The organism is Streptomyces griseosporeus (genome assembly GCF_014656055.1).
Classification (GTDB): domain Bacteria; phylum Actinomycetota; class Actinomycetes; order Streptomycetales; family Streptomycetaceae; genus Streptomyces; species Streptomyces griseosporeus.
Genome location: NZ_BNBR01000004.1, coordinates 157208 through 181106, shown reverse-complemented (window position 1 = coordinate 181106; position 23899 = coordinate 157208). Strand labels below are relative to the sequence as shown.

The 23899-nt window shown below is 70.4% G+C and carries 20 protein-coding genes; 9 read left to right on the top strand and 11 right to left on the bottom strand.

The genetic code is table 11. The features are described 5' to 3' along the window. Positions 1-331: 331 nt before the first annotated feature. Both IE308_RS19830 and glxA read left to right on the top strand, forming a co-directional pair. Positions 332-2356: a glycosyltransferase family 2 protein gene (locus IE308_RS19830; RefSeq protein ID WP_190218967.1), complete on the top strand. Its 2025-nt coding sequence runs from the start codon at positions 332-334 to the stop codon at positions 2354-2356. Continuing rightward, positions 2353-4290, top strand: coding sequence for a radical copper oxidase GlxA (glxA, locus tag IE308_RS19825; protein WP_190218966.1), 1938 nt, complete (start codon positions 2353-2355; stop codon positions 4288-4290). The genes IE308_RS19830 and glxA overlap by 4 nt, the downstream gene beginning before the upstream one ends. A 62-nt stretch (positions 4291-4352) precedes the next feature. Here glxA and IE308_RS19820 read toward each other — a convergent pair whose 3' ends face one another. From IE308_RS19820 to IE308_RS19795, 6 genes are all read right to left on the bottom strand, one after another. Continuing rightward, entirely contained in the window at positions 4353-5360 is a 1008-nt protein-coding gene (locus tag IE308_RS19820) for a glycoside hydrolase family 6 protein (protein ID WP_190218965.1), read from the bottom strand. Between the two features lie 69 nt (positions 5361-5429). Beyond that, positions 5430-6092, bottom strand: coding sequence for a class F sortase (locus tag IE308_RS19815; protein ID WP_190218964.1), 663 nt, complete (start codon positions 6090-6092; stop codon positions 5430-5432). Between the two features lie 3 nt (positions 6093-6095). After that, positions 6096-6647 carry a hypothetical protein gene (locus tag IE308_RS19810; protein WP_190218963.1) on the bottom strand — a complete coding sequence of 184 codons (552 nt, stop codon included), beginning with the start codon at positions 6645-6647 and terminating at the stop codon, positions 6096-6098. A gap of 106 nt (positions 6648-6753) precedes the next feature. Then, a complete protein-coding gene (locus IE308_RS19805) occupies positions 6754-7533 on the bottom strand; it encodes an HAD-IIA family hydrolase (RefSeq protein ID WP_110628414.1) in 780 nt (259 codons plus the stop codon). A gap of 165 nt (positions 7534-7698) precedes the next feature. Beyond that, entirely contained in the window at positions 7699-8583 is an 885-nt protein-coding gene (locus IE308_RS19800; RefSeq protein WP_308440117.1) for a hypothetical protein, read from the bottom strand. Positions 8584-8733: 150 nt separating this feature from the next. Further along, positions 8734-9849 carry an ROK family transcriptional regulator gene (locus tag IE308_RS19795; RefSeq protein ID WP_229908963.1) on the bottom strand — a complete coding sequence of 372 codons (1116 nt, stop codon included), beginning with the start codon at positions 9847-9849 and terminating at the stop codon, positions 8734-8736. A gap of 56 nt (positions 9850-9905) precedes the next feature. Here IE308_RS19795 and IE308_RS19790 point away from each other — a divergent pair, with 56 nt between their 5' ends. The 3 genes from IE308_RS19790 (at position 9906) to IE308_RS19780 (ending at position 12495) form a co-directional block, all read left to right on the top strand. Next, positions 9906-11024, top strand: coding sequence for a Gfo/Idh/MocA family oxidoreductase (locus IE308_RS19790; RefSeq protein ID WP_190218960.1), 1119 nt, complete (start codon positions 9906-9908; stop codon positions 11022-11024). Beyond that, positions 11024-11533: a heme-degrading domain-containing protein gene (locus IE308_RS19785; protein ID WP_190218959.1), complete on the top strand. Its 510-nt coding sequence runs from the start codon at positions 11024-11026 to the stop codon at positions 11531-11533. Before IE308_RS19790 ends, IE308_RS19785 begins: the two co-directional genes overlap by 1 nt. 95 nt (positions 11534-11628) lie before the next feature. Further along, a complete protein-coding gene (locus IE308_RS19780; protein WP_190218958.1) occupies positions 11629-12495 on the top strand; it encodes an LLM class F420-dependent oxidoreductase in 867 nt (288 codons plus the stop codon). A 130-nt stretch (positions 12496-12625) separates the two neighbouring features. Here IE308_RS19780 and IE308_RS19775 read toward each other — a convergent pair whose 3' ends face one another. The 4 genes from IE308_RS19775 to IE308_RS19760 all read right to left on the bottom strand — a co-directional run bounded on the left by IE308_RS19775 (position 12626) and on the right by IE308_RS19760 (position 15477). Further along, entirely contained in the window at positions 12626-13483 is an 858-nt protein-coding gene (locus IE308_RS19775; RefSeq protein WP_190218957.1) for a fumarylacetoacetate hydrolase family protein, read from the bottom strand. A 267-nt stretch (positions 13484-13750) separates the two neighbouring features. Then, a complete protein-coding gene (locus IE308_RS19770; protein WP_190218956.1) occupies positions 13751-14473 on the bottom strand; it encodes a YidC/Oxa1 family membrane protein insertase in 723 nt (240 codons plus the stop codon). A gap of 117 nt (positions 14474-14590) precedes the next feature. Next, positions 14591-14902 (bottom strand): DUF6412 domain-containing protein, encoded by a 312-nt coding sequence (locus IE308_RS19765; protein WP_190219373.1) that lies wholly within the window; start codon positions 14900-14902, stop codon positions 14591-14593. A gap of 47 nt (positions 14903-14949) precedes the next feature. After that, positions 14950-15477, bottom strand: coding sequence for a winged helix-turn-helix transcriptional regulator (locus IE308_RS19760; protein WP_110628423.1), 528 nt, complete (start codon positions 15475-15477; stop codon positions 14950-14952). Between the two features lie 67 nt (positions 15478-15544). On the opposite strand from IE308_RS19760, the gene IE308_RS19755 reads away from it, so the two are divergent. The 4 genes from IE308_RS19755 to IE308_RS19740 all read left to right on the top strand — a co-directional run bounded on the left by IE308_RS19755 (position 15545) and on the right by IE308_RS19740 (position 23096). After that, complete coding sequence (locus IE308_RS19755) at positions 15545-17029, top strand: MFS transporter (RefSeq protein WP_190218955.1); 1485 nt, start codon at positions 15545-15547, stop codon at positions 17027-17029. A gap of 198 nt (positions 17030-17227) precedes the next feature. Beyond that, positions 17228-18700 carry a glycoside hydrolase gene (locus tag IE308_RS19750; protein WP_190218954.1) on the top strand — a complete coding sequence of 491 codons (1473 nt, stop codon included), beginning with the start codon at positions 17228-17230 and terminating at the stop codon, positions 18698-18700. A gap of 124 nt (positions 18701-18824) precedes the next feature. After that, on the top strand, positions 18825-19841 hold the full coding sequence (locus IE308_RS19745) for an SEC-C domain-containing protein (protein ID WP_190218953.1): 1017 nt from the start codon (positions 18825-18827) through the stop codon (positions 19839-19841). A 105-nt stretch (positions 19842-19946) separates the two neighbouring features. Further along, a complete protein-coding gene (locus tag IE308_RS19740) occupies positions 19947-23096 on the top strand; it encodes a DEAD/DEAH box helicase (RefSeq protein ID WP_229908962.1) in 3150 nt (1049 codons plus the stop codon). A 57-nt stretch (positions 23097-23153) separates the two neighbouring features. Here IE308_RS19740 and IE308_RS19735 read toward each other — a convergent pair whose 3' ends face one another. After that, complete coding sequence (locus IE308_RS19735; protein ID WP_190218952.1) at positions 23154-23825, bottom strand: ATP-binding protein; 672 nt, start codon at positions 23823-23825, stop codon at positions 23154-23156. Between the last annotated feature and the right edge of the window lie 74 nt (positions 23826-23899).

The window sequence follows — 23899 nt, the reverse complement described above, 5'->3', positions numbered from 1 at the left end:
GGCGCGTATGACCGGTAAACACCGCGTTTCCCATCTTGCGATCATGCTGAACACCGTAGAACCCTGGTTCTTCAAGATGCCGCCGATTCGCGGTACTTGGGGGGCAAGAAACCGGTTGCACGGGATTGACGGGGAGAGGGGCCCCGTTCCTACCACGATGCCGAGGGGGGCATCATGCAACCGGAAGGTCTCGGTGCCATGTCTATAGGGTTGGGAAGACGTGGCGCCTGTGGCCCACCACTGAAACGTCCGCGAAGGTCGAGGGGGCCCTCAGCGGACGGGATGGACAACCGACAGACACGCGGTGACCTGCGTGTGGGGGGAATGACTCATGACGTCGACGCCGACGGGCGCCCGGCAGAACTATGACCCGTCAGACACCACGCAACTCAGGGTGCCTTCGCACCGGATGAGCACGACCGGAACCTTCCGGCGCATCAAGAGGACGCTGCCGAGATACGACTACGAGCACTACAGCCGGCTCGCGGGGCCCCTCACCCAGCCGGACCCGAACAAGCCGTACAAGGTCCAGTACCGCTCGCTGATCTCGCAGGAGCCGCACCGCATCCGGGTCGCCCTGATGCTGGCCGCGGCCCCCGTGCTGTCGCTGGTGCTGCTGTTCTGGCTGCTCCAGCCCGAGCACTGGACCGAACGCGACTACCCCGCCTTCGACTTCCTCCCCGCGCTCGACATCGTCATGCTCGTCTCGATCGGCCTGATCGAGTTCTTCCGCTGCATGAACGTGCTGTCCAACGCGCACGCCACCCTGGTCGCCCGCGACCCGGTCCCGGTGGTGCCGGAGACCGGCACCCGCGTCGCGTTCCTCACCTCCTTCGTGCCCGGCAAGGAGCCGCTGGAGATGGTGACCAAGACCCTGGAGGCGGCCGTGAAGATCCGCCACCGGGGCCTGATGCACGTCTGGCTGCTCGACGAGGGCGACGACCCCGAGGTCAAGGCGGTCTGCGAGCGCCTGGGCGTGCACCACTTCTCCCGCAAGGGCGTCGCGAAGTGGAACCAGCCCAAGGGCCCGCACCGCGCCAAGACCAAGCACGGCAACTACAACGCCTGGCTCGAGGCCCACGGCGACGACTACGACTTCTTCGCCTCCGTCGACACCGACCACGTGCCGCTGCCCAACTACCTGGAGCGGATGCTCGGCTTCTTCCGCGACCCGGACGTCGGCTTCGTCATCGGCCCGCAGGTCTACGGCAACTACGACAACTTCGTCACCAAGGCCGCCGAGTCGCAGCAGTTCCTCTTCCACGCGCTGATCCAGCGCGCCGGCAACAAGTACGGCGCCCCGATGTTCGTCGGCACCTCCAACGCCGTCCGCATCAAGGCCCTCAAGCAGATCGGCGGTCTGTACGACTCGATCACCGAGGACATGGCGACCGGCTTCGAGATCCACCGCCACAAGAACCCGGCCACGGGCCGCAAGTGGAGGTCGGTGTACACCCCGGACGTGCTCGCCGTCGGTGAGGGCCCGGCCGCCTGGACGGACTTCTTCACCCAGCAGATGCGCTGGTCGCGCGGCACGTACGAGACGATCCTCAAGCAGTACTGGAAGGGCTGGGGCACGCTGCCGCCCGGCAAGCTCTTCAACTACACGATGATGATCATCTTCTACCCGATGTCGGCGCTGAACTGGATCCTCGCGGCGCTGAGCTGTGCGCTGTTCCTGGGCCTGGGCGCCTCGGGTGTGAACATCGACCCGACCGTGTGGCTGATGCTCTACGGCAACGCCTCCGCCCTCCAGATCGGCCTGTACGTCTGGAACCGCCGCCACAACGTCTCCCCGCACGAGCCCGAGGGCTCCGGCGGTGTCGCCGGCATGGTGATGTCCGCGCTGTCCGCGCCGCTGTACGCCAAGGCGCTGATCGACTCCCTGCTGCGCCGCAAGAGCAAGTTCGTGGTCACCCCGAAGGGCGACTCGGCCAGCCCCGACACCTGGTTCGCGACCTTCCGCTACCACTGGTACTTCATCGCGATCTTCGGCGTGTCCATCGCCGCCGGCTTCGTCTTCGGGCACTCGCACCCGGCGATGGTCATCTGGGCCGCGTTCGCCATGCTGATCACCGCCTTCCCGATCTTCGTGTGGCGGCACGAGCTGCGCGAGGCGAAGAAGCGGCCCGCCGCGCAGGCCGCGGAACCGCAGGGTGCCCCGCCCGCGTCGACGCCGGAGGCGCCCGAACGGCAGGTGCCCGGTCAGTACGCGCCGTACGGGCACGGGCCGCACGGCCAGGTGCCGCACGCCCCCGCGCAGCGGCCCGGCTGGGCCGGGGCCGGGGGCCAGGACGGGGGCAACGACCAGACCATGCAGATCGCCCTTGGTGGACTTGGGGGACGTAAGGAATGAAAGACCAGGCCGGCCGCCGCCGCGCCCGTCGACTCGCGATAGGCACGGCGGTGGTAGTCGCGCTGGCCGGGATGAACGGGCCGTGGCTCTACCGCTTCAGCACCGAGAAATACCACCAGTACCAAATCAACAAGCCCGAGTACAAAGCGGACAACGGTCACTGGGACATCGTGGAGTTCCCGGAGGAGTACCGGCAGAACACCATCCACGCCGCGCTCCTGCACACCGGGAAGGTCCTGCTGGTCGCCGGGTCGGGCAACAACCAGGACAACTTCGACGCGAAGCGGTTCGACACCCGGATCTGGGACCCGGTCAAGGGCACCATCAAGAAGGTGCCCACGCCCAGCGACCTGTTCTGCACCGGCCACACCCAGCTGGCCAACGGCAACCTGCTCATCGCGGGCGGCACCAAGCGGTACGAGAAGCTGAAGGGTGACGTCACCAAGGCCGGCGGCCTGATGATCGTCCACAACGAGAACCCGGACAAGCCGATCACCCTGCCCGCGGGCACCGCGTTCACCGGCAAGCAGAACGGCAAGACCTTCGTCTCGAAGGACCCCGTCCTCGTGCCGCGCGCGAAGAAGGTCTTCGACCCGAAGACCGGCAGGTTCCTGCGCAACGACCCGGGCCTCGGCCGGATCTACGTCGAGGCGCAGAAGTCCGGCGCCGAGTACGAGACCGGCACCCAGGACAACTACCGCATCCAGGGCCTGACCGGCCTGGACGCGCGCAACACCTACGGCATCGCGCAGAAACTCGCCCTGGACAAGAAGGACTTCCAGGGCATCCGGGACGCCTACGAGTTCGACCCGGTCGCCGAGCGGTACATCAAGGTCGACCCGATGAACGAGGCCCGCTGGTACCCGACGCTGACCACGCTCAGCGACGGCAAGGTCCTCAGCGTCTCCGGCCTCGACGACATCGGCCAGCTCGTCCCCGGCAAGAACGAGATCTTCGACCCGGCCACCAAGAAGTGGACGTACACCTCGACGGTCCGCCAGTTCCCGACATATCCGGCGCTGTTCCTGATGGAGAACGGCAAGATCTTCTACTCGGGTTCGAACGCCGGGTACGGCCCCGACGACGTCGGCCGCGACCCCGGCATCTGGGACGTCGAGACCAACAAGTTCAGCAAGATCCCCGGGCTGAGCGACCCGGACCGGATGGAGACGTCCGGCACGGTGCTGCTGCCGCCCGCGCAGAACGAGAAGTACATGGTGATCGGCGGCGGCGGCGTCGGCGAGTCCAAGCTGTCCAGCAACAAGACCCGGCTGGTCGACCTCAAGGACCCGAACCCCCGGTTCGTGGACGGGCCGACGCTGGAGAAGGGCACCCGCTACCCGCAGGCCTCGGTGCTGCCCGACGACACCGTGCTGGTCTCCGGCGGCTCGGAGGACTACCGGGGCCGCGGCGACTCCAACATCCTCCAGGCGCGGCTCTACCACCCGGACAGCAACACCTTCGACCAGGTCGCCGACCCGCTCGTGGGCCGCAATTACCACTCCGGGTCGATCCTGCTGCCCGACGGCCGCGTGATGTTCTTCGGCTCCGACTCGCTCTACGCGGACAAGGCCAACACCAAGCCGGGCAAGTTCGAGCAGCGCATCGAGATCTACACGCCGCCGTATCTGTACCGGGACTCGCGGCCGTCGCTGTCCGACGGGCCCTCGACGATCCGGCGCGGCGGCTCGGGCACCTTCACCTCGCAGCACGCCTCGTCGCTGAAGAAGGCCCGGCTGATCCGGCCGAGCGCGTCCACGCACGTCACGGACGTGGACCAGCGGTCGATCGCGCTGGACTTCAAGGTGTCCGGGGACAAGGTGACGGTCACCGTGCCGAAGAGCCGGAACCTGGTTCCGTCCGGGTGGTACATGCTGTTCGTGGACGACGACCAGGGGACGCCTTCCAAGGCGCAGTGGGTCAGGGTGCCGTGACGCGGTAGTGCCGTGGCCGTACGACACAGAGGGCGCCCTCCGGCAGGAGGGCGCCCTTCGCGTCACTTCGAGGCTTTCGCCAGCTTCAAGGCGTAGTCGGGCCACCACTGCCCGGCCTTCGGGCCGCCCTTGCACTCGCCGTCGGACTCGCCGGGGCGCTTGACCCACAGGTAGGCGTCGACCAGCGGGTCCGCGGTCTTCGCGGTGGGGGTCTCGCCCAGGGCGCGGCCCGGCGGGTTGCACCAGCGTTCGTTCGGGTCGCCGTCCGTGTAGGGGCCGTTGCCGTTGCGGCTGGTGTCGATGACGAAGTGCTTGTTGCCGACCTTGGCGGACAGCTGCTTGCCGTAGGCCAGGGAGTCCTTGGTCGAGTAGAAGTTCGACACGTTCACCGAGAAGCCGTCGGCCCCGTCGATGCCCGCCCACTTCAGCGGCTCGAAGATCTGGTCGGGGTGGCCCCAGCCGGCGTTGCCGGCGTCCAGGTAGACCTTGGTGTTCTTCAGCGCCTTCAGCGTGCCGATGGCGCCCTTGAGGAGGTCGTAGCGCTCCTCGTGGAACTCGTCCGGGGTGCAGCCGTCGACCAGGTGCAGCACGGCGTCCGGTTCGAGGATCACCGTGGCCGCGCGGTCGCCGATGCCCTTGGCGACCCCGTCGATCCAGGCCCGGTAGGCGTCGCCGTCGGCGGCGCCGCCCTGGGAGTACTGGCCGCAGTCGCGGTGCGGGATGTTGTAGAGGACCAGCAGCGCCGTGCGGTCGGCCTTGGCGGCGGCCTCGGTGAAGCCGCGTGCCTCCTGCTCCGGGTTCTCCGGGCCGATCCACTCGCCGGTCGGCTGCGCGGCGATCTTGCGGATCTGCTCCGCCTCGCTCTTCTTGCCGTCCTTGAGATAGGCGGCCACCTGCTGGGCGGCGTTGCCGTCCGGGTTGACCCAGAACGGGTCGGCCGCCTTGGGCTGCTGGGTGATGCCGGCGCCCGCGCCGTCACCCTTGGTGTCGTCGCCGCCGCCCCCGGAGGAACAACCGGCGAGCAGCAGTGCCGCCCCCAGCACCGCCGCGGCCCCCCTCGTGCCGTACATCCAACTCCCCCTTGGAGTGCACTGTTCCAAAGCTCAATCCTGACACACGTCCTCCCGGGCCCGTCGCGGTCACCGGGCCGTCCCCGTCAGGTACGCCGAGACGATCACGTTCGCCGTGTAGCTGCGGCTGGCCCGGTCGAAGGTGCCGCCGCAGGTGATCAGGCGGAGTTCGGCGCGGCCGGAGTGGCGGACGCCGTAGGCGCGGTGGGCGTCGAACCGGTCGCGGGGCACCACCTCGACGCTCTCCACGGTGAACTCGGCGACCTTGCCGTCGTCGCGGACGACGCGGACCGTGCGGCCCGGGGTGAGGGTGCTGAGCTTGTAGAAGACGGCGGGCCGGGTCTCGGTGTCGACGTGCCCGACCATCAGCGCGGTGCCGGCGGCGCCGGGCCGTACCCCGCCGCGGTACCAGCCGACCACCGCGGCCTGTTCGAAGGGCGGCGGGTCGATCGCCCCGGCCGCGGTCAGGCCGCGGGCCACGACGGGTGCCTGCACGCCGAGGTCGGGGATGTCGACGCGCTGCGGCAGCGCCGGCTTCAGCGGCCGCGCCGGCGGGGGCAGGGGCTCGGCGGGGCGTCCGACGGCGGCCACGTCACCGGTGGTCGGCGGGGACATCCCGGGCGGTACGTCGGTCACCTCGCGCCCCCACAGCCACAGCCCGAGCAGCAGCATCGCCCAGGCCACGCCGGTCAGCAGGCGTCCGGTGCCGGAGGAGCGTGCGCTCTCGCCCATGGTTCAGTCCGTCCTGCGGCTCCGGCGGGCGCTGCGCAGGGCGACGGCCACCGCGGCGACGCCGGCCAGGACCAGCCCGGTGACCGCGTGGGCGGTGCCGGGTCCCTCGGCGTGGGAGGGGGAGACCGCGAGGCGTGCGGTGCCGCCGCCGCCCGCGGGGACGGGGGCGACCGGGGAGGCGGGCGCGGTGGGGTGCGACTGCGCCCCGGCGGCCACGACGGTGATGCTGCCCTTGATCGTGAAGTCGGCGCAGGTGATCTTCACGTCGTAGGGGCCGGGCTTCAGCGTGGAGCGCACCTTGGTCTCGCCGGCGAGCGTGCCGTCGGCGCCGGCGAGGTGCACGTCGGCGACGAACGCGGAGGAGACGGCCGTACCCGTCCTGCCGGAGCAGCCGCGCACCTGCAGCGCGACGTCGGCGCCCGCGGCGGGCGTGGACGGGGTCACGGAGACCTCGCGGTCGCCCGACCCGGACGCGGCGGACGCCGTGGGCGCCACAGGGAGCAGCGCCGCGGCCGCGGCGGCCGCCGCGCAGAGTGTGATGTTCAGTCGACCCATGGTGAACCTCCAGTCATCTGGAGCGTCCTCCGGGGCCCGGCGGATCGCATCCGCTGGGGGACACGGCTGCGCCGTACGGGTGGAATCGGGTTTCGGGACCCGCTGCTCAGATCCGGTCGACCAGGTCGGCGATCGAGTCCACGATCTTGGAGGGGCGGTAGGGGAAGTTCTCCACCTGCTCGGGCCGGGTCAGTCCGGTGAGCACCAGGAACGTCTGCATACCGGCCTCCATGCCGGCCAGGACGTCGGTGTCCATCCGGTCGCCGATCATCGCGCTGGTCTCGGAGTGCGCGCCGATCGCGTTCAGGCCGGTGCGCATCATCAGCGGGTTGGGCTTGCCCGCGAAGTACGGCTGCTTACCGGTGGCCTTGGTGATCAGCGCGGCGACGGCGCCGGTCGCCGGGAGGGGGCCCTCGGTGGAGGGGCCGGTCTCGTCGGGGTTGGTGCAGATGAAGCGGGCGCCGTCGTTGATGAGCCGGACCGCCTTGGTCATGGCCTCGAAGGAGTAGGTGCGGGTCTCTCCGAGGACGACGTAGTCCGGCTCGTGGTCGGTGAGGATGTAGCCGATGTCGTGCAGCGCGGTGGTCAGACCGGCCTCGCCGATGACGTACGCCGAGCCGCCGGGCCGCTGGTCGTCGAGGAACTTGGCGGTGGCCAGCGCGGACGTCCAGATGTTCTCGATGGGCACGTCCAGGCCCATGCGCGTCAGCCGGGCGTGCAGGTCGCGCGGGGTGTAGATGGAGTTGTTGGTCAGCACCAGGAAGGGCTTGCCGGACTCGCGCAGCCTCTTCAGGAAGGCGTCGGCGCCGGGGATCGGCACACCCTCGTGGATGAGCACGCCGTCCATGTCGGTGAGCCACGACTCGATGGGCTTGCGTTCTGCCATGTGCTGCGTCTCCTGGCGTACGTACGTCATACGGACTGGGGCGCCGGAACCACGGCGTACCGACGCGCCACAGCCTAATCAGGACTGACGGATACGTACCCCGTCGATCAACGGCTGGACAGCCAGGAGACAGATCGCCTGCACAGGGGCGGCGGGGTGGCCGCCTCAGCGGCGGCGCCTGAACGGCCTGCGGACGAGCGTCAGGGTGGCGCCGGCGAGGAGGAGGCCGGCGGCGGCCAGGGCGGTGCGGTGGGCGAGCGGGCCGGTGGCGGCGAGCTGGCCGGGGCCGTGGAGGTCGGGGGCGGCACCGGGATCGGTGGGCTCGGCCGGGCCGGGGGAGGCTGCGGTGCCGTCGGGACGGGGGGTGGGGGTGGGGGTCGGCGTGCCTCCGGTGCCGGCGGCGGTCCCGGACTCGTGCGGGGAGGGGGACTCGTCCTCGGCGGGGGGCTCGTCCTCGTCGGAGGCCTCCCGGACGGTGAAGCGGTAGTCGTTCGACTGCCCCACCCAGTCCCCGTCGTCCTCGTGGCGCTGCACGACGGCCGCGTTCGCGGTGACGTCGTTCGGTACGGCGTCCGGCACGGCGTCGGCGCCGAAGGCCAGCCGTACGTCCACGGCGAGCGTGCCCCGCGGCCCCACGCTGAACCCGTCGAACCCGTCCCCGTCGGCGAACGCCCCGACCAGCTCGTCCTCGTCGGTCTCCTCGAAGCGCACGGTGTGCTCCCGGCCCCCGTGGGAGAACTCCAGACGCGCCTGGCCGGGCTTCAGCGCGTGCCGCCCGTCGACGAGGACGACGACCGGGTGGATGCCGGTGCAGGTGCGGCCGGTGGTGTTCCGCACCTCGATGCGCCAGCTGCCGTACTTACCCCCGGCCTCGTACGACGCCGGGCCGCCGACAATCCGGGTGCTCAGCGGGAAGTCCCCGGTGCCGGTCGCGGTGCAGCCGGCCCGGGCGGCGGCGGGCCCGGCCACGGCGCCGACCGCCAGGGAGGAGGAGAGGACGAGGGCGGCGGCCGCGGCGAGACAGGGGGAGACAGGCGTAGACAGTCGCATAGGCATATGAGCTTGGCGGCGGCCCCGTCCGCGGGGGCGACGCCGCGCGGGACGGGGGCTCGAACGGAGGAGGGAGTGCGGCTGATCGGGGGACCCCGACCGACCCCGGCCCCAGCCCTGGCCCAGCCCCAGCCCCGGCGGCACCCGGCCTCAGCCGTGCCGGCCGAACACGCCGCCCAGCACCAGCTGCGCCGCCCCCGCCGCGACCCCCCACGCCCCGCCCCGGGCCGGCCGCACCGGTACCGCGCCCCCGACCGCGCCTTCGCGCCGTGCCCGGGCCTCCAGCACGTCCGCGACGCCCCGTACGAACACGTCCGGCGCCGCCGCCACCGTCCGGCCCCCGAGCAGCACCAGGTCGATGTCGAGCAGGCCCACGAGGTTCGACGCCCCGGCCCCCAGCACCCGCGCCGCCTCCTCCAGGTCCCCCCGCGCCACCGCGGCCAGGCACAGCGCCTCGACGCACCCCCGGTCGCCGCAGGTGCACCTCGGCCCGTCCAGTTGGATCACCTGGTGCCCGAACTCCCCCGCCCCGGTCCGCGCACCCCGGTGCACGGCCCCGCCGATCACCAGACCGGCACCGAGGCCCGTGGCGAGGTGCAGGTACGCGAACGACCGCGCGGCCTCCTCCGGCCCTTCGCCCTCGCCCGCCACCGCCAGCCCCAGCGCCGCCGCGTTGGTGTCCTTGTCCACCACGACCGGCACGTCCAACCGCGCCGCCACCGCGTCCCGCAGCGGGAACCCCTCCCACTGCGGGAACCCGGTCACCCTGTGGAGCACCCCCCGCACATGGTCGAGCGGCCCCGGCAGCGCCACCCCCACCCCGAGCAGCGCCCCTGCCCGCACACCGCCCGCCAGCGGCCGCGCCTCCCGGACGACCGCGTCGACCGCGGCGTCCGCCCCGGCGCTCCCAAGGTCCACGCCCGCGCGGCGCTCGGCGACGATCCGCCCGGTCAGATCGACCAGGACCGCCCGTACCTCGTCGCGGTCCAGCTGCACGCCCACCGCGTGCCCGGCCTCGGGCACCAGCCGCAGCACGGTCCGCGGCTTGCCGCCGGTCGACGCGCGCCGCCCCGCCTCCGCGGCCAGCCCCTCCTCGCGCAGCCGGGCCGTGATCTTGCTGACGGCCTGCGGGGTGAGCCCGGTCCGCTCGGCGAGTTCCAGCCGGCTGATGCCCTCCTCGCCCGCCCCGCGGAGCAGATCGAGCACCAGCGTGGCGTTGTGGCTGCGCAGGGCCAGCAGATTGGCGCCGCCGTTCGTCCTGTTCACCACGCCATTGTCGCCCGTACTTGCACTTTGGCAACAGCGTTGCGAAAGTGGGGTCCATGACTGGCACACCCCTCGGCAGCTCCCCCGGCGCCACCGGCTCCCCGGCCTCCCCCCTGCGGGTCGGCCTCGTCGGCTACGGCCTCGCCGGCTCCGTCTTCCACGCCCCGCTGATCGCCACCACCGAGGGCCTCGCCCTGGACACGGTGGTCACCTCGAACCCCGAGCGGCAGCAGCAGGCCCGCACCGAGCACCCGGGCGTCCGTGTCGCCGCCACCCCGGACGAGCTGTTCGACCGCGCCGCCGACCTCGACCTGGTCGTCATCGCCTCCCCGAACAAGACGCACGTCCCGCTGGCCACCACGGCCCTGAAGGCCGGCCTGCCGGTCGTCGTCGACAAGCCGGTCGCGGGCACCGCCGCCGAGGCGCGCGAGCTGGCCGCCCTCGCCGAGGAGCGCGGCCTGCTCCTGTCCGTCTTCCAGAACCGCCGCTGGGACAACGACTTCCTGACCCTGCGCAAGCTGATCGCCGACGGCGAGCTGGGCGACGTGTGGCGCTTCGAGTCCCGCTTCGAACGCTGGCGCCCGCAGCCCAAGGGCGGCTGGCGCGAGTCCGGCGACCCGGCGGAGATCGGAGGTCTGCTCTACGACCTCGGCAGCCACGTCGTCGACCAGGCCCTGGTCCTCTTCGGCCCGGCCGTCCAGGTGTACGCCGAGTCGGACGTGCGCCGCGCCGGCGCCGCCGCCGACGACGACACGTTCCTCGCGATCACCCACGCGAACGGCGTCCGCTCCCACCTGTACGTCTCCGCCACCACCGCCCAGCTCGGCCCCCGCTTCCGCGTCCTCGGCTCGCGGGCGGGCTATGTCAAGTACGGCCTGGACCCGCAGGAGGCCGCCCTCCGCGAGGGCCACCGCCCCGGCGTGGACGGCGCCGGGTGGGGTGTCGAGGAGGAGTCGCTGTGGGGCCGTGTCGGCTCCGGGGAGTCCCCGGTGACCGGCGGCGGCCGCGCGGTGCCGACCCTGCCCGGCGACTACCCCGCCTACTACGCCGCCGTGGCCGCCGCCCTCACCGGCGCCGGACCCAACCCGGTGACCGCCCTGGAGGCGGCCGCCGCGCTCGACGTGCTGGAGGCGGCCCGGCGTTCGGCCCGTGACGGAGTGGCGGTGACCCTGTGATGAGCGGCCCCGAACTGACCCCGAAGGTCCGCCCCGAGCTGACCCCGAGCATCGAGGAGCTGGAGGCCCAGGAACGCCGCCTGGTCTTCCGGCAGTTCACCCACGACGACGCCTGGGCGCTCGGCTCCCTCCTGGTGGGCATGGCCCGCGACCGCCAGGCGCCCGTCGCCGTCGACATCCACCGCGCCGGACAGCAGCTCTTCCACGCCGCGCTGCCCGGCTCCACGCCCGACAACGACGCCTGGATCCAGCGCAAGCGCCGTGTCGTCGAGCGCTACGGCGCCTCCTCCTACCTGGTCGGCGCCCGCTTCCGCGCCAAGGGCACCACCTTCGAGGAGTCCTCCCGCCTCGACCCCGACGTCTACGCCGCGCACGGCGGCTCCTTCCCCCTCACCGTGGAGGGCGTCGGCGTCATCGGCGCGGTCACCGTCTCCGGTCTGCCGCAACTCCAGGACCACCGGTTCGTGGTGGAGGCCCTGGAGGAGTTCCTGGGGCTGGCCCGGGACTGAGCCGGGACTGACCCGGGATTAAGTCGGGACACCCTCCGGTTGGCACTGGCGAGAGGCACGACGATCAACGCCGCCCAGCCGGAGGGAACCGCCCGATGAGCAACCCCGTCAAGGACACGATCGGCCGCTACGGCATCTGGAACATCGGCCTGCGCTCGGAGGACCCGCAGCGCCGCGGCGAACTCCGGGAGGCCGCCGCCGAGTTGGAGGAACTCGGCTTCGGCGCCCTCTGGCTCGGCGGCAACAGCACCGTCCACCACGCCGTACCGCTCCTCGAAGCCACCGAGCGGATCACCGTCGCCACCAGCATCCAGAGCATCTGGGAGTACGACGCCGCCGGCACCGCCGCCCGGTACGCCGAGCTGGAGGCCTCCCACCCCGGCCGCTTCGTCCTCGGCATCGGCGCCTCGCACGCCAAGCTGGCCGAGCAGTACCGCCGCCCGTACTCCTCCCTCGTCGCCTACCTCGACGCGCTCGACACCGCCGGCGTCCCCGCCGGGCGCCGTGTGCTGGCCGCGCTCGGACCCAAGACCCTGGAGCTGTCCCGGGACCGGGCGGCGGGCGCGATCCCCTATCTGATCACCGCCGAGCACACCGCCCAGGCCCGCCGGATCCTCGGCGACCAGGCGCTGCTGGCCCCGGAGTTGAAGATCGTCCTGGAGGACGACCCGGCCCGCGCCCGCGAGCTCGCCCGCGACACGCTCGCCCTCTATCTGCAACTGCCGAACTACACCAACAACTTCCTGCGCCTCGGCTTCACCGAGGACGACCTGGCGAACGGCGGCAGCGACCGGCTGGTCGACGCGGTGTTCGCCTGGGGCACGGAGGACGTGATCCGCAAGCGGATCGACGAGTTCCACGCCGCCGGCGCCGACCATGTGGCCCTTCAGGTGGTGCACGGCGGCCCTCGCGAGTTCCTGCCCCGGGAGGGCTGGGCCCGCCTCGCCCAGATCCTGGCCTGAGAAGGGGCGCGGGGCCGCATCCCCTGTGCGGCCCCGCGGGTCCCTGCCTCGGAGGGCGGTGATGGCCGGGGCGGTGGTGGCCCCTCAGGCACTCAGGCGCCCCCCTCAGACCTTTCAGACCGTCAGGCCCTCAGGCGTCCTTCAGCTCCTGCCGCTGCCGGCCGAGTCCGTCGATCTCCAGCTCGACGACGTCACCGGCCCGCAGGTACGGCTTCGGCTCCGCGTGCCCCATCGCCACACCGGCGGGCGTGCCCGTGTTGATGACGTCGCCCGGGTACAGGGTCATGAACTGGCTGACGTACCGCACGACCTCCGCCACCGGGAAGATCTGCTCGGCCGTCGTCCCGTCCTGCTTCAGCTCGCCGTTGACCCACAGCCGCAGCCGCAGGTCCTGCGGGTCGGGTACCTCGTCCGCGGTCACCAGCCAGGGCCCGAGCGGGTTGAACGTCTCGCAGTTCTTCCCCTTGTCCCAGGTGCCACCCCGCTCTATCTGGAACTCCCGCTCCGACACGTCGTGCGCCACCGTGTACCCCGCGACATGCGCGAGCGCCTCCTCGGCCGAGCCCAGGTAGCGGGCCGTACGGCCGATGACGACGGCCAGCTCCACCTCCCAGTCCGTCTTGGTGGAGCCGCGCGGCACGAGCACGGTGTCGTGCGGGCCGACCACCGTGTCCGGCGCCTTGAAGAAGACGACGGGCTCGGCGGGCGGCTCGGCGCCGGTCTCGCGGGCGTGGTCGTGGTAGTTCAGCCCGATGCACACGATCTTGCCGATCCGGCCCAGGGGCGGTCCGATCCGCAGCCCGGTCGGGTCCAGCGCGGGCAGCTCACCGGAGTCGGCCGCGGCGCGGATCCGGGCGAGGGCGGCGTCGTCGGCGAGCAGCCCGCCGTCGATGTCGGGCACCAGGCCCGACAGGTCGCGCAGGGTCCCTTCGCCGTCGAGCAGCGCGGGCCGTTCCGACCCGGCCGTACCGACTCGCAGCAGCTTCATGGGTCCTCACCATCTTCCTCGATCGCGGGCGCCCGGCCGATGGAGCGACCGGGGTGCGGCCGTGGCGCAGCCATCGGAGGACTGGTCGATCCTCCAAGTTCGGCGTCCACTCCGCAATACCCGGTTCACGTACTGGACCGTAGGCAGCCCGGCCGTCCCGGCCCCGCCCCGGCCCCGGCTCCGGCCCCGGCTCCGGCCCCGGCCCCGACCCCGGCCCCGGCCCCGGCCCCGGCCCCGGCTCCGGCTCCGGCTCCGGCTCAGGCATGCTCACCGGTACAGCACGGCCCGCTCCACCGCGCTCCACGCCGTGCTGGTCACGACGTACAGCGCGGCGGCCAGCGGCACGACCGCCACGGTGATCAACGTGGCGAAGGACATGAACGGCATGACCTTGCCGACCGCCGCCAGCCCGGGCACCGCGCCCTCCCCCTCGGCCCCCGTCATCACGGGCGCACCGCTCTCGGCCAGCGTCCGCCGGGCCCGGCGGAAGTTGTACGCGGCGACGACGATGACCACGGCGAACAGCGCGAGGTACACCGCCCCGGCCGCCCCGAAGGCCCCGCCGCCGGCCAGGGCGTCGGACCAGCGGTCGCCCAGGGGCGCGGCGAGCAGTTCGTGCGTCAGCAGCTCGTTGCGCTCACCTCCGATCGTCGAGCTGGAGAACAGGTGGTACAGCAGGAAGAAGGCGGGCAGCTGGAGCAGGCTGGGCAGGCAGCCCGACAGCGGGGAGACCTTCTCCTCGGCGTGCAGCTCCAGCACGGCCTTCTGGAGCCGCTCGGGGTTCTTCGCGTGCTTGCGGCGCAGCTCGGCGATCCGGGGCTGGAGCGCCGTCCGCGCCTTCTGTCCGCGCGCGGCGGCCCGGGACAGTGGATGCACGAGAAGGCGTACGAGCATCGTGAACAGGACGATCGCGGCGGCCGCCGCCGAGGCGTGGAACAGCGGCTGGAGCAGCTCGGCGAGCTGCTCGACGAGTCGAGCGAATACGGACATGGGTGGGTGAGCCCTCCGGGGTCACGTCGGCCGGTCAGACAGGTGTGGCGGCGTGACGACCCGCGTGGGGGCACGGTGGGCCTGCGCGAGTGCTGCAGGGGGTGCTGCGGAAGTGCCCTACGCGGCGGTCGCCGGGAGGGCGGCTCCTGGTGCCCTGGGCCGGCGGCGGCCGGGCGCGTCGGGATCGCGCTGGGGCAGGAAAGCCGTACGGCGGGACCGGTCCCGTATCGCCGTACGTATGCGCGTCGGTGGTGTCGCCGGCACCGAACGGGCGCTGACCAGGGCGCAGACGGCGAGCGCGGCACCGGCGGCGGCGGTCGCGGCGAGCGCGACGGTGGCGGAGAGGCCGCCGGCGTCCAGCAGGGTGACCTGGAGGACGAGGAGGAGCAGGGCGAGGGCGGGGCGCAGGGCGCTCCAGCTGCGGATCATGCGGATCATCGCTTCCCCTCCTCTTCCTCTCAGGTCCGTTGGCGTCTTTACACCGGCTCGGTCACCAGGGGCTCCAGCAGCCGCTTGGGCCGCAGCAGCGCCTTGCTGACCGGATCCGCCGGATCGGGGTCGAGTCCCGGCCCCGGCACCATCACAACGTCCGGCACCGGCACGATGGTTCCGCACACGCGACATTCGCCGTACGGCCCGAGTTCCGTGTCGCACAGGGCGTGCCGGAACTCCCGCAGCTTGACGCCGCTGACGTGTTCGCGGCCCCACAGGCCGAGCGACCTCAGCGTCGGCCACAGCCCGATCCCCGACTCGGTGAGGACGTACTCGTCCCGCGGCGGCGACTCCTGGTAGCGCCGCTTCTCCAGGATCCCCTCGGAGGTCAGGGTCTGGAGGCGGGCGGCCAGGACGGCGCGCGGGATGCCGAGGTGGACGAGGAAGTCGTTGTAGCGCCGTACGCCGTAGAGGGCGTCGCGGACGACGAGCAGCGTCCACCGCTCGCCGACGACCTCCAGGGCGCGGGCGATCGAGCACTCCTGCGTCACGTAGTCCTTGCCCAGCGCCATGCCCCCACTGTAACCGCAATCGCCGTCAAGGGTTCAGTGACCGAACCTACCCTGCTACGGTGACTCCATGACAAGGTTCAATGAACGAACTCAGCTGGTGCCCGAGACGTCCGAGAGCCCCGGGCTCCGCGAGGCGTCCGAGGCCTCTGAGGCCTCTGAGGCCCCCGAGGCATCCGGGGTTCCCGAGAGCGCCCGCCCCCTGGATGCCCCCGCCGCGCAGCCCGCCGCCCACCCCCGCGCCACACTCGCCCTGGTCAGCGCGGCGACGGCGGTGACGTTGATGACGTACACCGCGCCGATGGTCACGCTCCCCGCGATGGCCGCCGACCTGCACACCCCGCTCTCCGCCCAGGCCTGGCTCCTCAACGGCACCCCGCTGGGCCTGGCCGCCCTCCTGCTGGTCGCGGGCAGCCTCGCCGACGACTACGGCCGCCGCCGGATCTTCGTCGCCGGCACCCTCGCCCTCGGTCTGACCACGGCGCTCGGCGGACTGGCGGACTCGACCTGGCTGTTCACGCTCACGCGCGTCGCGCAGGGCGCCGCCAGCGCCGCCCTCCTCGCGAGCAGCCTGGGCCTGCTCGTCCACGCGTTCCCGACCCCGCACGGCCGGCTGCGCGCCACGGGCGTCTGGGGCGCGTGCGTGAGCGGCGGTATCGCGCTCGGCCCGGTCCTCACCGGAGCGATGCCGAACTGGCGGTTCGGCTACGGCGTCCTCGGCGCCGCCGCGCTGCTGGCGGGCGCGCTGTCCGCCCGTACCCTCACGGAGTCCCGCGCACCGCGCGGCGGCCGTCCCGACCTGCTCGGGGCGGTGACGTTCGGCCTGGCCCTGGTCGCGCTGGTCGCGGCGCTCACGCTGGGCCGCGACGGCTGGCTGCGCGCCCCGGTGGCGCTGCTGCTGGCGGCGACCGTCCTGCTGCTGGCCCTCTTCGCCGTCGTCGAGCGCCGCACCGCTACGCCCATGATCGACCTCGGCCTGCTGCGCCGCCCCCGCTTCCTGGCCTCGTCGGCGGGCGGTCTGTTCACGGGCCTGGCGGTGATCGGCCTGTTCAGCTTCCTGCCGACGGTGCTCCAGCACGGCCTGGGCCTGTCCCCCATGGACACGGCCTGGCTGTTCCTGCTCTGGTCCGGCCTCTCCTTCGCCGTCGCCCTCCAGGCGCGTCGCCTGTCCGGGCGTGTCCCGACCCGGTGGCAGCTCGGGTTCGGCTTCCTCCTCCACGCGGCCGGTGTGCTGACGATGCTCGGCGCGGTCTCCGCCAGCTCCTGGCCCCGGCTGCTGCCCGGCCTGATCGTGGGCGGCATCGGCAGTGGTCTGCTCAACGCCGCGCTGCCGCTGCTCGCCGTGGAGTCGGTCCCGCCGCAGCGGGCGGCCCTGGGCTCGGGCGCCCAGCAGACCTTCCGTTACATCGGCTCGTGCGCCGGGGTGGCCCTGACGATCGCCATCGCCACCTCACCCACCGACCTCGCCCATGGCACGGACCTGGCCCTGTGGGTGTCGGCGGGCCTGGCGGTGGTGGCGGCGGGGGCGGTGACGGGGCTGCGGGACCGGGGCTGAGGCAGACTTCGGGGCCCGTCCACGGCGCGAACAGGCCAGTTCCTCCACGGGTTTGAGAAAGGGCTGTCGGAACCCTCGACAACTCCCCCACCACACGCGACTCTTTTCAACCGCAGGCCCCCAACCTCCCCTGGGGGCCGCGCAATGCGCTGCTCCCGCATGCCCGGACACGGACCGACGGACGGACGGACGGACGCCATGATGCGACGCAGGACCTTGCTCACCGCCGCGGGCGGCACACTCCTCGGCACCACCCTGGCGACCGGCACGGCACGGGCGGACACCGCCGTCGCCGTCAACCCGTCGGCGGCGTACGGCACCTGGGAGGGCTGGGGCACGTCCCTGGCCTGGTGGGCGAACGTCTTCGGCGCCCGCGACGACTTCGCCGACCTCTTCTTCACCACCAGGCAGGTGTCGTACGGCGGCCGTACGCTCCCCGGCCTCGGCCTGAACATCGCCCGCTACAACCTGGGCGCGTGCAGCTGGAACAGCGTCGACGGCGAGACGATGGCCGTCTCCCCCCACATCCCCCGCTTCAAGCAGATAGAGGGCTACTGGCAGGACTGGCGCAACGAGGACCCGGCCTCCTCGGCCTGGAACTGGACGGCGGACGCCACCCAGCGCGCGATGCTCCAGAAGGCGGCCCAGCGAGGCGCGGTCACGGAACTCTTCGCCAACTCGCCGATGTGGTGGATGTGTTCCAACCACAACCCCTCGGGCGCCGCCGACGGCGGCAACAACCTGCAGAGCTGGAACCACCGCCAGCACGCCGCCCACCTGGCCGCCGTCGCGCTGTACGCCCGGCAGCACTGGGGCGTGACCTTCGCGACCGTCGAGGCCTTCAACGAGCCGTCCTCCGCCTGGTGGAAGGCGGACGGCACCCAGGAGGGCTGCCATGTGGACGCGTCGGTGCAGGCGGCCGTACTGCCATACCTGAGGAGCGAGCTGGACAAGCGCGGCCTGCAGTCGACGCGTATCGCCGCCTCGGACGAGACGAGCTACGACCTGGCCCGCACCACCTGGAACTCCTTCAACGCGACGACGAAGTCCCTGATCGACCGGGTGAACGTGCACGGCTACCAGGGCGCCGGCGGCCGCCGCGACCTGCTTTACACGGACGTGGTGACGACGTCCCGCAAGGCGCTGTGGAACTCGGAGACGGGCGACGGCGACGGAACGGGCCTGACCATGGCCAAGAACCTCCTCTACGACTTCCGCTGGCTGCACCCCACCGCCTGGGTCTACTGGCAGGTGATGGACCCGAGCGCGGGCTGGGCGATGATCGCCTACGACCCGGCCACCCTGCAGCCGGGCGCGATCCAGACCAAGTACTACGTGATGGCCCAGTTCAGCCGCCATATCCGCCCGGGCATGACGATCCTCGACACGGGCGTGAGCAACGCGGTGGCAGCCCTGGACCGCGCGTCGAGGCGCCTGGTGATCGTGGCCGCGAACACAGGTACGTCGGCCCAGACCCTGACCTTCGACCTCTCCCGCTTCAGGACGGTGACGGGCGGCACCGGGGGCCTGGTCCCGCGCTGGCACACGGCGACGACAGGCGGCGACCAATACCGCCCATACACGGACACATACCTCACCGGAAAGACACTGAGCGTGCCCTTCGCGGCGGGTTCGGTGCAGACGCTCCAGGTGGACGGAGTGACGGTGTGAGCCCGCCCGGGCGGGACGGCGGCGGGGACGGCAGCGACAGGCGGCGTCTCCTCGCGAGCCCGGCATCGGGCTGTGGCCTGCGGATACCTCACGACCACGGCTGATCGGCAGTACGGTGTCACCCATGCGCCCCGACACGCCCGCCGAGAACGTCGACCACGCCGCCGAGGCCGCCCGCCTGGAACGGACCGCCGGCCTGTATCCCGAGGACGCCGAGGCCCTGCTGCTGCGCGCCGCGGCCCATCTGGAACTCTCCGGCGACCGCCCCGCCGCGACGACCCTCTACGACCGCCTCCTCAGCTCCGCGACGGACCTGGACCACCCCCACCTGGTCCGCGCGCTGAAGGCCTCGAACCTCTGGGAGTACGGCCACGAGGCCGAGGCCCGCGCCATCATCGAGGGCATCCGCGTCGCCGCGCCGCGCGACCCGGCCCCCTGGGTGATCATCGCCGAGGCGCTGGAGTCCCACGACGAGCTGGAGGCGGCGCACGAGACGTTCACGGAGGCCGCCCGCCTCCTCCTCACCGACGTCGAGGAGCCCCCGTACGCCACGCACCCCGTCCTCTTCGGCCGCCACCGGGTACGCCGGATGCTGGGCGCCCCTCACGACGACTGGGACACCCTGGCCGACTCCCTGAACACGGCCCCGGTCCCCCTGGACGAGCTGCACGACCCCAACCGCGTCTGGTCCCTGGGCTCCTCGAACCCCGCGGAACTGGCGGCCGAGATCTCCCGCCTCCGCGCCGAACTCGGCACGTACCGGGAGGCTCTCTCCCGCCCGTTCCCGGTGGCGGTCCTCCACTGGCCGGCGGCCGAGCTGTCGGAACTCCTCGCGGACTACCCGTCCCTGTCCTCCGAGTACCCCTCCTACGAGGCCCACCTCGCCACGGTCGAGGCATCCCTCCGCGAACTCGCCGCCTCCGGCACCCAGAACCTCGGCATCGTGACAGGCACGGTCCCGTCCTACGAGGCCTTCGCAGCGTCGGAAGCCTCGTCCCCCGCGGACCCGACCCTGCTTCCCCAGTACGCGACGACGCTGGCGGCACGGGGGCGGGCGGTGGCTTGGCCGCCGCAGAGGGGGGCGGTTTGTTGGTGTGGGTCGGGGAGGGTTTATGGGGAGTGTCACGGGGCGGAAGGATGAGGTGAAGTAGAAGACATCTGCCCGCTTGTCAGTGGCTTTTGTTAGAACTGATCCACCACGGTGCGCGGGTTCGCACCGGAAGCCCACGATGGATCAGGAGCAGGCGTGGCGGAACCGGGGGAACAGTCGGGGCACGAGGCTGGCGTCTACGAGAAGCTCATCACGGAGAGCCTCCAAAGCCAGATAGAGGGCCTCGAAGCCATCGGGTGGAAGGCCGTCCATGGTGAGGTCGGCAAGGAGTCGACCCCTCATGTCTTGGCCCGTTACATCGGCGAGGCTGTCGGCCGCCGCTTGAGTCAACTGGCGCCCAAGGACCAGGTGGCCGCCGCGAATCACATCCTCCGATCTCTGAGCGCCACAGCGCCCGACCCGGAGGAGGACGCCACCCTCGGCCCCATCGTGGACGGGCCTCGTCAACTGCTCGCCTTGGCGGAGCAGGAAGCGCCGGGCGTGTACGCCATCCGCCCCTTGACCCCGTTGTCAGAAACAGCGTTGATCACCAACGCCACAGGCGATCCCAACCTCGGCGCCGAACTGCGGGCGGAAATCGCCACAGCCGACCACATCGACCTGCTGTGCGCGTTCGTGAAGTGGCATGGCATAAGGGTCCTTGAGGACGCCTTGCGTGCGGCTCGGAAGCGGGACGTGCCGATTCGGATCATCACTACCACATACATGGGTGCCACCGATCGGTACGCGCTCGATCGCCTGGCGCGCGAATTCGGAGCACACGTCAAAGTTAACTACGAGATTCGCTCGACCCGCCTCCATGCGAAAGCATGGCTCTTCCGTCGAAATACGGGATACAACACGGCCTATGTAGGAAGCTCAAACCTATCGAAGGCCGCCCTGCTCGACGGCCTCGAGTGGAACGTACGGTTGTCCTCGGTTGCCACCCCGAGAGTGGTCGACAAGTTCGAAGCCACCTTCGACGCGTATTGGAACGACGTCGCCTTCGAAACGTACGACCCCGACCACGACGGGGACCGCCTCGCCGCCGCCTTGGCGCACGCCGGTGGCAAGGGCACGAGCGAGGACCTCCAGATCAACATCTCGGGTCTTGAGGTACGTCCGTTTCCGCACCAACAGGACATGTTGGAACGACTCCACGTCGAGCGAGAACTCCGCGGCCATCACCAGAATCTCTTGGTAGCGGCGACTGGCACAGGTAAGACCGTCATGGCCGCCTTGGATTATCGGAAGCTGCGTGACCACCGCAGCGGAGAGCTCCCGCGGTTGCTTTTCGTGGCTCACCGCAAGGAGATCTTGAGGCAGTCCCTCCGCACATACCGGGAGGTCCTTGCCGACGGCAACTTCGGCGAGCTGTTCTACAACGGGGAGGAACCCAGGGAGTGGTCACATGTCTTCGCTAGCGTCCAGTCCCTCAACCTTCAGCGGCTGGAGCGGCTAGATCCAGCACACTTCGACGTAGTTGTCATTGACGAGTTCCACCATGCCACTGCGAGCACATACCGTCGCATCCTGAACCACTTCAAACCCGTCGAGCTCCTGGGCCTGACCGCAACGCCAGAGCGCATGGACGGCCAGAATGTGCAAGATGCTTACTTTGGAGGTCGGATCGCCGCAGAGTTGCGACTGTGGGAGGCTTTGGAAAACGACCTACTATGCCCGTTCCATTACTTTGGAACTCCTGACGGCACTGACCTGTCCCAGATCAGCTGGCGCGCCGGTAACTACGACCGCGATGAGCTGGAGAACCTCTACACAGCCAGTCACGCGCACGCCCTAATCGTGATCAAGCAGGTGAAGGACAAGATCCCGAACCTGGCGGGAATGCGCGCCCTCGGCTTCTGCGTGTCCAAGAAACATGCACACTTCATGGCCGAACGCTTTCGCGATGCGGGCTTCAGAGCCGCAGCCCTCGACAGCGACTCGTCGCCCACCGAACGCGAGCGAACGTTGAGGGATCTAAGAGACGGCAACATTCAGGTGATCTTCTCCGTTGATCTGTTCAACGAGGGTTTGGATATTCCCGAGGTCGACACCTTGATCTTGCTGCGCCCAACGAACAGCGCCACCGTATTCCTGCAACAGCTGGGACGAGGCCTGCGCCGAACGGCGAACAAGCCCGTTCTAACCGTCCTCGACTTCATCGGACAGCACCGAGCCGAGTTCCGCTTCGAGGAGCAGTTTCGCGCGTTGACCAACCTTTCCCGCAACCGCTTGGTAGAGAGCATCGAGCGCGACTTTCCTCAACTTCCCTCCGGTTGTCAGATCATCCTCGAAGGCAAGTCGAAGGAACTGATCCTCAACAACATTCGTACGCAGCTCAACACGTCTATCAACACGTTGGCGAAGGAGGTAAGGGACTACAGCACGCCTCAACTGGCAGCGTATCTGCGGGAAAGCCGTCGCGACATCAAGGAGCTCTACCGGAACAAGAATTCATGGACAAGCGTCCTACGGAGGGCCGGCATCATTGAGGAGGCCCCGACAGCCGGCGAAGAAGAACTCCTCAAGCGGATCCATGCCTTCTTGCACGTGGATGACCAGGCGCGAGCTCAGGCCTACCTCCGCCTCTTGGCTGACGATGCCCCTGACTATGACTCCCTGTCTCCCGGCGAGCAGGTGTACGCCCGCATGCTGTTCTTCAACCTCTGGGACAAAGCCGGCGGCTACACAAGCTACGGAGAGGGCCTCGCATCTCTGCGGTCCCAACACCTCGTTCGCGACGAGCTCCGACAGGTCCTGACATACGTCCTGGACCGAACGGACCACTACCCAGTCGCCCTAGACGGCCCGCTCAGTCATCTGCCGTTGAAGATCCACAGCAGCTACAACCGTTCCGAAATCCTGGCGGCTCTGGGCGTAGCACGACTGGGCGGCCAGATGCCTAGGGACTTCGGGCAAGGAGTGCGCTGGGTGGAGGAACTCAAGACGGACGCCCTCCTCATCACCCTGGAGAAGGACGAGCGCGACTTCTCACCGAGCGTTCGCTACAAGGACTATGCGATCAGCCGTAAGCGATTTCACTGGGAGTCGCAGTCCACCATCTCGGCCAACTCCCCCACCGGTCTGCGCTACCAACGCCATGTCGAGCAGCGCAGCCATGTGCTTCTGTTCCTCCGCCGCTACAAGAACAACAGCATCGGCAAGTCCGAGCCATGGATGCTGCTGGGACCGGCTACATATCAGGGTCACACCGGCAGCAAACCGATGGCGATCACTTGGGAGCTCCAACACGAGCTACCCGCGGACGTGTGGTCTTACGCGGCGGCGGTCGCCAGCGGCTGACACCCGTCAGCGCCTTACACAAACGGTGGGCATCCTCACAACACGCGCACCCAAGCATCACCAGGTGTGTGTGCCGAGTTCAGCCTCGAAGAAGATCTGCGCTCGATCCAGGACGTCGTCAGCGTCCCGGCCATGCGCGTGCAGCCAGTGGAGGAGGTCCGCGATGATGTCGATTGCGGTCTCCTCCGCGCAGGCGAGGGCAAGGCGCCCGAAGCTGGACACGCCGGCCGCCTCCTGAGATCGCGCTGCGCCGTAGAGACCTAGCAAGCCCTCCGCTCGATTGATGTGCGGGCGCGACTGCGGTGAGACTGATCCGTGTTCTGTCGCTAGTTCTACCCAGGTAACCTTGCGGTCCGGCAAGAGTTCGACGCCCCAGCGGTCGGCGGAGGCTGCCACCAGTGCCATACCTCGGCCCCCCTCGCAATCGAGGCCCGCCTCCATCACTGTGGGCAGGGCACGGGCATCCGGGTCGTGCACCTCAATCCGCAACCGCTCTTCACTCATCGAAACGGCGAGGGTGGTCGGGGTGCCGGGGCCGACGTGAACGATGACGTTGGACACCAACTCACTCACACAGAGCTGGGCCGTTTCGATGACGTCGGGCAACTCCCACAGCTCCAAGTGGAGGCGCACGAGGCGACGGAGGGCATTCACTTCCTGGGGCTCCGCCAAGAAGGGAAGCTTCCACGGCTTCCGCCTCAGGCAGCTAGCGGCACGTCCGATCTCCATGAACTTCACTCCCCAAGACCGTCTTTGATCACTGTGCGCGATGCATCACACACGTACAGTTTCACTGAAACTCT